The sequence below is a fragment of the Bifidobacterium sp. POST2/T3 (B1) genome (genome assembly GCF_058197115.1).
Map to the genome: position 1 here is coordinate 1 of NZ_JBVPQK010000105.1, position 8,080 is coordinate 8,080.

The following is an 8,080-nucleotide window of genomic DNA, read 5'->3' on the forward strand; positions in this document are numbered from 1 at the left end:
TATGTCCAGGAACCAGTCGCTCGAACATGTTTGCCGGATTCTTGCTCATGGTATTCACGTGTTCCTCTTTCCTGTTGCGTCGTGCTGCTTATCGAGCATCCCATTTTCAGGTGTCACGTATACAAGACAAGGAAACCGAAAAGTTCATTGTCGAGAGGGCTTACATCCCCCTTCCCGTGCCTGGACTTGTAGCACTCTGTGTCCTGCACAACGCTTTCAAAAGAATCCAGGGGGGGGGGGCTTGCATGGCGTAGTAGCCGATAGGATGTTGGATCCCATAGCTCATGACACAGCACCGATAGGCTTATTGGCACCATGGCAGAACCTGATATTTGGACCATAACGCAATCGATAATCGGAAAAGACTTAACTCAAAGTTAAAAATACGATTTGAGTATGCGAATCGCTCCTAGGCACCCCGTATTTGCCAACACAGCGGATATTGAGGATAATAAAAAAGTTGCATATTCGCGCATGACTAACAAATCTGCACAAATCTGCACTTGAAAACCTGTTTTGAATATCGACCGGCTGGATCATTGTCGATAAGCCTCTTTCGAAAGGAACACCATGTCTCATCAAATGCACCAGAACGAGGATGTAGAGGATAATCTCCTCAACTGGAATGACAGGGCAGTTGTGCATGCCAACGGTGGCTATGGAGACCTTGACGCATTTGCGGATGACCCATCGGCCCTGTCGTCAGTAACCCTGCGAGATCTGGAGGTCTTGAAGCCCCATCTCCCAGGACACAGCATCAAAGGGTTGCACCTTTTGCATCTGCAATGCCATATAGGCTCTGATACCATCTCATGGTGGCGTTTGGGAGCACGAGACGTATATGGACTGGATTTCTCTCCCACCTCGCTGGATTATGCCAGGAAGCTATCTGAACGGGCCGGAGCATCCATAACCTATGTTCAAAGCGATGCTCGATGCGCTGCCGATGCCATGCCTGATCAGAAAGGCTCGTTCGATGTAATCGTCACTAGCTGCGGAACTATCACCTGGCTTCCCGATCTAAAGGACTGGGCTCGTTCAATCGCCTCCCTGCTAACAGACGGTGGAATATTCATGATCCGCGACAACCATCCCCTGCTTTTCGCCTTGAACAACGAGGGCATGTCGATAGTTCAAGATTATTTTGGCGGAACAGAAACGACTTATGAGACGGATCAAAGCTACACGTCAGCAACCGACTCGCTCGAGGATGGGACAAAACCCCAAATTACCCATACCACCAATCACAATTGGGCTCATGACTTCCAGGAAATAAGCAGCGCTCTTCTGGATGCCGGACTGACTATAGAGGCCATCGGCGAGCATAATGTGGACGACTGGCAGTCACTGCCAATGCTTGAGTACAGCCCAGAACTGCAGGGATGGATCATGCCCCACAATCAGCCTCAAATCCCCCTGACCTTCTCGATGGTAGCCAGAAAGAAAGCCTGACTGAGCAAGTACGAGCGTGGTTTTGCTTGGACATGATCTGACTTTGCTCGGCGGCCTGCCCGGCAGATTGGCTGCTGTTAATTCCGTTGCAGCATAAATTGCGCAACGGAATTAACAGAAGTACTCCGTGCCGAATTACGATAACGCATTATCGTTCACCTTCAATCCCGCCAATGTCGAGGGACAGATCCGTGGAAGGCCAGGCTGTGAGATTGGGTAAACCGCGCATTTTAGAAATGCGTTTATACGGGTAAGCCGCTGGAGCCGACAGCCCAATCAATACGTGTCAGTCACTCACCCTGCTTGAGTCTGCGATACTTCATGGGTGTCATGCCCGTACTCTTCTTGAAGGATGCGCACAGTGAGGATTCGGATGTGAAACCGCACTGCTGACAAATCTGTCGTATGGACATTCCGGTGTTTACCAGCAAATACTGCACCGCGTGGATACGGGAATCCACCAGGTAGGCATGCGGCGTGATGCCTGTTTCCTGCTTGAACAATCGAATGAAGTGGTACTCGCTCAGAAAGACTCGTTTGGCCAGCTCGGAGACGGTGAGCGGCTCATACAAGTGGGAGGACACATAGGCAATCGTGTCCTCAACCACCTCCTCCTGTTTTCGTTTGAAGGAGCGCGGCTGCTCATCGGCAAACTCGGTGAGCAGGTCGGTGATGTATTTGGACATCCTCGCTTCCGAATAACCGTTTTCCGACGTCATCAAAGAGGTAATGGTCCGCATTTGCTCCAAGGCGTAGGTCTCGGAGGAGAGCATGAAGACATTGCCCAGCTTTCTGATGATGTAGTCGTAGTAGGGCCGAGCCATGACACCGTCGAAGTGGAGCCATTGAGCGGTCGTTGGGACATCGGTACCATACGCATGGTGCGCATAGCAATTGACCAACGCAAACCGGCCCTCCTCAGCTACGAACGAGCCTTCAGGCAGATCCAGCGTCAGCCTGCCGTTATCGATATGAATGATCAGATAACTGTCAAAGGACCGACGCTCCAGCCTATAACCGGGTTCATAGGAGAATTTGCCCACCCGTAGCGGATAGAAAAAGGTCGTTCGCGCAATAGCCGAAGGGGTATGAATCAAAAAGTCAGAAGCATTGACATCGATGCCGTGTTCAGCAGGCTTCGCCACGATGCACCCTCCTTTCCGCACGAATCACGACAGTTGCTCCTGACGACCTCTAAACGAACTCAGGACTAAGTAAACAACCGTTGGCTTCGACCTTACGCATGAAGCCAGGAGACAATACATACATCAGCCTTGGAGCTTTATCCTTGCCGATACGGCAATGCCGTTGTCTCATACTCAAACAATACAAGGCAACGGCAATGTTCCCATTTACTTTAAGAAGATCAGTGTACGTTGAAGCCCCGCTGCTTACCACATTCCTTAAGGTGCTTCTGCCAGGCATCCACACCTTGTTTCAGAGTGATCTTCTTGCCGGTGTAGGCAGAACCGATGTCATCAGCGAATACGGTCCGCGCATAGACCTCGAGGGGCACAGTGGCGTGACCAGCGATCACATCGCTTGCCGCCCTGGCACCGGCCCGACGACGGCCGTTGAAATACTGATCATTTGGGTAACGGTGCTGAATGCAGCATGGATCCTACAAGCCTGCCACCGCTCAAATAGGGAGCAACAGCTATCGAGACTTCAAAACTGCAGATGAATTGCACTTGACCTCCGTCCGCAGAAGTTACCACCCGACAGAATTTCGCAAATCTCAGGAACAAACGCAAGGATTCCGAGGGCTACGTCGACAACCTATATACACGCTTTTCGATACCCGGGAGATTATTCATCATGTAGCCAACAATCTGACTGAGGAGGACATTTGAGCTCGTTGGCACCCTGGAGGTTCTGCTGACCCTGGCCACCCTGCTCCGCTCTCAGAAACCGCAGCATACTTGAGGGATGGCGGCCTTCAGTCCACGTCCAGGAAAACCCTCATCTCGTTTTCGCCACGGTTGGACCAGGCGAAATAGGGAATCAGGGTGGCTGTGGTCGGCATACGACGGACCGGTTGCCATTGACGGTAGAGCGGAGCAGTATCAGCTCCCTCTGCAGGCTCCCGCCAGGCGGGCACCTGCAGTCTGACCATGCTGCGGCTGATCTTATCGACATGGCCTTCGGCCTGAGGATCGTCGAGATACGCTCCTGCTTGGAAGGTGAAGGGCTCGACTTTCACACGGCTTGCATCATCCGACAAGGCGCTGCCGTCCAGATGCAGCAGGTGCAGATTGCCCCCGTTGTCCTTTTCCTCGGCACAGTAGACTATGGGTCCCCTGGTCACCGCCACCTTGCCTGCATCCTGACTGACCAAAGGGTTGGCGGCAACGACACACACTGGCATGTCGAAGTCGATGTCGATCCGATCGCCCTGCTTCCAGGGACCCGAAAGGTAGAGGTACCCCTGTTCCAAACGTCGGCTGATGGCAGCCGAGGAACCTTGGCCTGTGTGAACCGTCACCGCATCGGCAGCTGCATCGCCGCCAGCCCAGGAAGGCAGACGGAGAGCCAGGGTGGTCTGACCGTCGCCGGAAGCCTCCACCTCTAGGCTGATTCGACCCTTCCAGGGCAGTTCCGAATGCACCCGCAGTGCGATTGACCCCTCCCCTAGGTCCGCTTGAATCCTGCCGCCGATGTAGAGGTGCACAAAGAGCGTGGACCCATCCTCGGCCAAGGTGTAAGCGTAATCCTGCACCGATTCGACCAGCCGTGCCAGGTTGGGCGGGCAGCATGCGCAACCGAACCACCGTTTGCGCACGATGGGCACGTAGCTGTAACGGGGATCCTTGTTCCGCTTGGTCTGCGGCCTGACCTCGAGGGGATTGCCATAGAAGAAGCTCTTGCCATCCATGGCCATGCCGTCAAGCACTGTGTTGTAGAGGGCCAGCTCCATCACGTCGGCATATTCGGACCTGGGCTCCAGCTGCAGCATTCTCCGTGCAAAGAAGACCATGGCCACAGAGGCGCAGGTCTCGCAATATCCGATGTCGTTGGGCAGGTCATAGGCGTAGGAGTGCGATTCGGCATCAGCATCGGCGCCCACCCCTCCCGTGACGTAGAGTTTCTTGTCAACAATGTCACGCCAGAGGGCATGCACCGCCTCATTCAGTGCAGGATCCTCGGTCAGCCGGGCCACATCGGCAGCTCCGGCGTACAGATACCCGGCTCTGACCGCATGACCCACGGCTTGACGTTGCTGAGCCACCGGCTCATGGGCCTGGTAGTAGGCATAGGGTGCTGGCCTGCTGTCGTCGACAGTGAAGTCGGCATGCTCATAGGCTGCCCTCTGCCGGTCCTCCTGCTCGAAATAGAGGGGGCTTGTTCCCCGCTGATTGACAAAGTAGGCCGCCAGATCCAAATATCGCTTGATTCCAGTGGTCTCGTACAGGCGGATCAGAGCCATCTCGGCAATCTCGTGACCCGGATAGCCATGCAGCTGATTGTCGCCCGGCCCGAAGGTCGCGGCTACATAGTCGGCGAACCGCTCGGCCGCATGCAAAAGCTTGGTCTTGCCCGTACCCTGGTAATAGGCGATGGCACCCTCAATCAGATGGCCCAGGCAGTAGAGCTCATGATGATCCTTGAGATTGGTGAAGTGCCGGTTCATCCCGTTGAGTATGTAGTAGGTGTCCAGGTATCCGCTGTCCAGCTGGGCCGCACATACGATGTCGATGGCCCCGTCGGCCAGCCGCTCCAGCTCGGCATCCGGATGATGCGCCAGCGAGTACCCCACGGCCTCCACCCATTTGGAGAAGTCGGTGTCCTGGAAAACGTAACCATAGAACTTGTCCGGATCGGGGTGATCCGGATCTTCCGGCAGGCAGTGGAATCCCTGATTGGTGTAAGTCGGCGGCTGGAAGTCTCCGCTCCCCTCCTGTCCATTCAGCCTCTTGTTGAGCGCGGCGGCGGCGCGGAAGTTGTGCATGCAGTAGCTGGGCGAAGCGCCTGGCACCTGGTCGTTGAGGGCCTTCCATTGGTAGGGCAGGACCGCTGTTCTGACCAGCTCCTGCTCGGCCGACCAGAAGGGGTCGTCGACGCTGGCCTGGCTGATCTCAATAGGCCCGCTCATATTGAATTGCCGGCTCATGCTGCCATCTGCCTTTCTATGTGACGACTGAAGACGGTCAGCACCAGCGCAACGGCCACCAAGGCCACCGCAACGATGGGGAAGAGATAGACCTGCTGGTCGGCCGTCTGGAAGAATTTGAAGAAGATGATGGCAATGGCATTGCCGATGGCTGCAGTCTGGTTCCATGCCGTCTGTAGCTGGGTCTCATAGGATTCAGGAGAAAGTCCCGAGACCAGTGAACTGCCGATCGGACCCACAAGCTGGTCAGACAGAGCCATGAAGGCGTAGTAGATGAGCACCCACCAAAGGGAGTAGCCGGAGGATCCGCTTCCGCCCAGAATCAAGGAAGGTATGGTCAGCGTGAAGAAGGCCAGGGCCGTGACCAGCAGTCCCATACCATATTTATAGGTGGTCCGGATCGCCCCGGCACGAGTCTTGGTCCACAGGAAGATGAAGATGGGGCCGGCTATCAGATCCATAACCATGTAGATGACCTGGAGCGAACCCGGGGCGATGGTGATGCCGAAGATCACCCTGTTGACCTTCTTGTCCAGGAAGATGGCGATGGCGCTGGTCAGCAGGGTGGCGCCCAGGGCCATGACAATCTGAGCGAAGAAGAACCAGAGAAAGGCCCGAAGGTGGGTGTGATCACGGACAGTCAGGTCCTTTTTGGTGAACAGGTTGACCAGGAAGCAGATGGGCACTACGAAGGCGAAGGTGGTGACGGCGTTGATGATGGCATTCAGGTTGAAATGCTTGGTCAGCACCAGGGCGGTGATGACCAGAGCCAGCACAACCAACCCGATGACCAGACCCTTGAGTATCCGCTGGCGCTCCCGGGCTGACAGGGGCTTGATGGGAGCCTCACCCAGGGGTCCGAAGAACCGATACTGGGTGAAGAAGATGGCCGCGCCGTATAGCAGTGCGAAGACCCCTGCCACAGCGAAGCCGATATGGTAGTTGCTCAGACCGATCTGGCCAACCACGACCGGGGTGATGATCCCAGCCACCGTGTTGGCGAACTGATGGATGGTGAAGGCCGCGTCGCGCCTGCGAGCGTCCTCCTTGCGGTAGAGCTGCCCGGTCAGGGAGGCGTTGGACATCCCCATGATGGGCATGGACAGCAGCACCAGGGCGATGTAGGCCATGGTCTGCCCGAAGACCTGGCTGGTCGGCGGTATAGCCAGGATGAAGAAGGCTATGGCCTTGAGCAGGTTGCCTAGGATCAGTGCCTTACGCATTCCCAGGACCCTGTCGGACAGCCAGCTACCCACGATATTGAGCAGTCCGTTGGCCGCACCCATGGCCGCGATCATCAGGGCAGCATCCCCCTGGGAGAACCCCAGCCCCTTGGAGAAGGGGGTGTAGAGGTAGTAGATCATCAGGGCGTAGAAGGCGCCCCAGGCGGCAGAGTTGCAGAAATTGCCTAGAGCCAGGGTCCCGATGGCACGAGGGTGTCCGAAGAAGCCCTTGTCGTCCCTGACCTCTTCCAAGGTGCTCTCTGTGTGTTTCATGATTGCATCGCTCCCGGAATGGTGGTGAATTTATAGAAAAGGTGGATGCTTTTGAGGTATAGATTCTTTACAGCCACCTGGGTCACCGACCCCTGCGCTGGTATGGTCCGGTCTGCCACAGTCGTTCCGTCTCCTTCTGACGTGCCTAGGCCCCACTGCCTATGCTGATTTCAATGGTAACGGCGGTGCATTTCATGACTGGTGGCCTAGAATTCACAATACGTGGAGCATTTTTACCGATTCTTCCCGATGAGAGGTCGACTTTCATGACATTGTTCTATGACCAGGACAGCCAGCCCCAGCCCGAGCTGGTCTCTGCCGGCACCTTCATCGGAGACCCGGGCTGGCAACACAGCAGACGCATCATCAGCACCTTCGAAATCATCTGCAACATCCAAGGCATGTTGCCCCTGCAGATTGGCGATACGCGTTACATGGTCGGGCCCGGCACCTTCCTGATCGTCCCGCCCGACCTGGAGCATAGGGGATTCCGCACCATCACCGAGAGCCTGAAGTTTGATTGGATGCATTTCAGTCTGCCCGGCCTGACCCCAGTCGAGGGCACTGGCGATGACCCCAGTGTGGATGAGACTTCGAGCATCCTCCTGCCTGCCTACAGTGAGAATCTGCTCATGGATCGAATCACCGTCATTACCAACCAACTGCTGGATGTCTGCCAGATGCACGGCGACCAACGCTATCTGAACGCCATCCTGGCCTGTGTGCTCTATGAGGTGACTATGCAGACCAGGCAGCTGCTGCACACCCAATCCATGAATCTTCACGAGCTGCAGCCGGTGCGCGACTGGATCCGCATCCACGCTCTGGGACCCATCAGCCTGGGGCAGATCGCCAGCTACTTCAACTACAACAAGAGCTACCTGTCTCGCAAATACCGGCAGAAGTTCGGCATCACCATTTCCCATGAGATCGAACGCTTCCGTATGGAGGCGGCCAAGTCGCTGCTGGTGGAGACCGACGACACAGTGGAAAGCATCGGGGCCATCGTCGGCTACAAGGA

The 8,080-nt window shown here is 55.8% G+C and carries 6 protein-coding genes; 2 read left to right on the forward strand and 4 right to left on the reverse strand.

The features are described from left to right. Window positions 1-582 precede the first annotated feature (582 nt). Window positions 583-1,452 (forward strand): class I SAM-dependent methyltransferase, encoded by an 870-nt coding sequence (locus AC0AP0_RS06390; protein WP_490429767.1) that lies wholly within the window; start codon window positions 583-585, stop codon window positions 1,450-1,452. A gap of 290 nt (window positions 1,453-1,742) precedes the next feature. On the opposite strand, the gene AC0AP0_RS06395 is transcribed toward AC0AP0_RS06390, so the two are convergent. The 4 genes from AC0AP0_RS06395 to AC0AP0_RS06410 form a co-directional block, all read right to left on the reverse strand. Then, a complete protein-coding gene (locus AC0AP0_RS06395) occupies window positions 1,743-2,597 on the reverse strand; it encodes a helix-turn-helix domain-containing protein (protein ID WP_261254725.1) in 855 nt (284 codons plus the stop codon). Window positions 2,598-2,818: 221 nt separating this feature from the next. Continuing rightward, window positions 2,819-2,989: a hypothetical protein gene (locus AC0AP0_RS06400; protein WP_490429768.1), complete on the reverse strand. Its 171-nt coding sequence runs from the start codon at window positions 2,987-2,989 to the stop codon at window positions 2,819-2,821. Between the two features lie 402 nt (window positions 2,990-3,391). Then, on the reverse strand, window positions 3,392-5,563 hold the full coding sequence (locus tag AC0AP0_RS06405; protein ID WP_490429769.1) for a glycoside hydrolase family 127 protein: 2,172 nt from the start codon (window positions 5,561-5,563) through the stop codon (window positions 3,392-3,394). Further along, window positions 5,560-7,059, reverse strand: a complete 1,500-nt coding sequence (locus AC0AP0_RS06410; protein WP_313840243.1) for an oligopeptide:H+ symporter — start codon at window positions 7,057-7,059, stop codon at window positions 5,560-5,562. The genes AC0AP0_RS06405 and AC0AP0_RS06410 overlap by 4 nt, the downstream gene beginning before the upstream one ends. Before the next feature lie 266 nt (window positions 7,060-7,325). On the opposite strand from AC0AP0_RS06410, the gene AC0AP0_RS06415 reads away from it, so the two are divergent. After that, window positions 7,326-8,080: helix-turn-helix domain-containing protein (locus AC0AP0_RS06415; protein WP_490429770.1), on the forward strand; the 755-nt coding region annotated here is incomplete at its 3' end.

What these genes read in the sequence shown, in the direction of transcription:
- AC0AP0_RS06390 (WP_490429767.1), top strand. Translation starts at nt 583, where the DNA reads ATGCACCAGAACGAGGATGTAGAGGATAATCTCCTCAACTGGAATGAC.
- AC0AP0_RS06405 (WP_490429769.1), bottom strand. Translation starts at nt 5,563, where the DNA reads ATGAGCCGGCAATTCAATATGAGCGGGCCTATTGAGATCAGCCAGGCC.
- AC0AP0_RS06410 (WP_313840243.1), bottom strand. Translation starts at nt 7,059, where the DNA reads ATGAAACACACAGAGAGCACCTTGGAAGAGGTCAGGGACGACAAGGGC.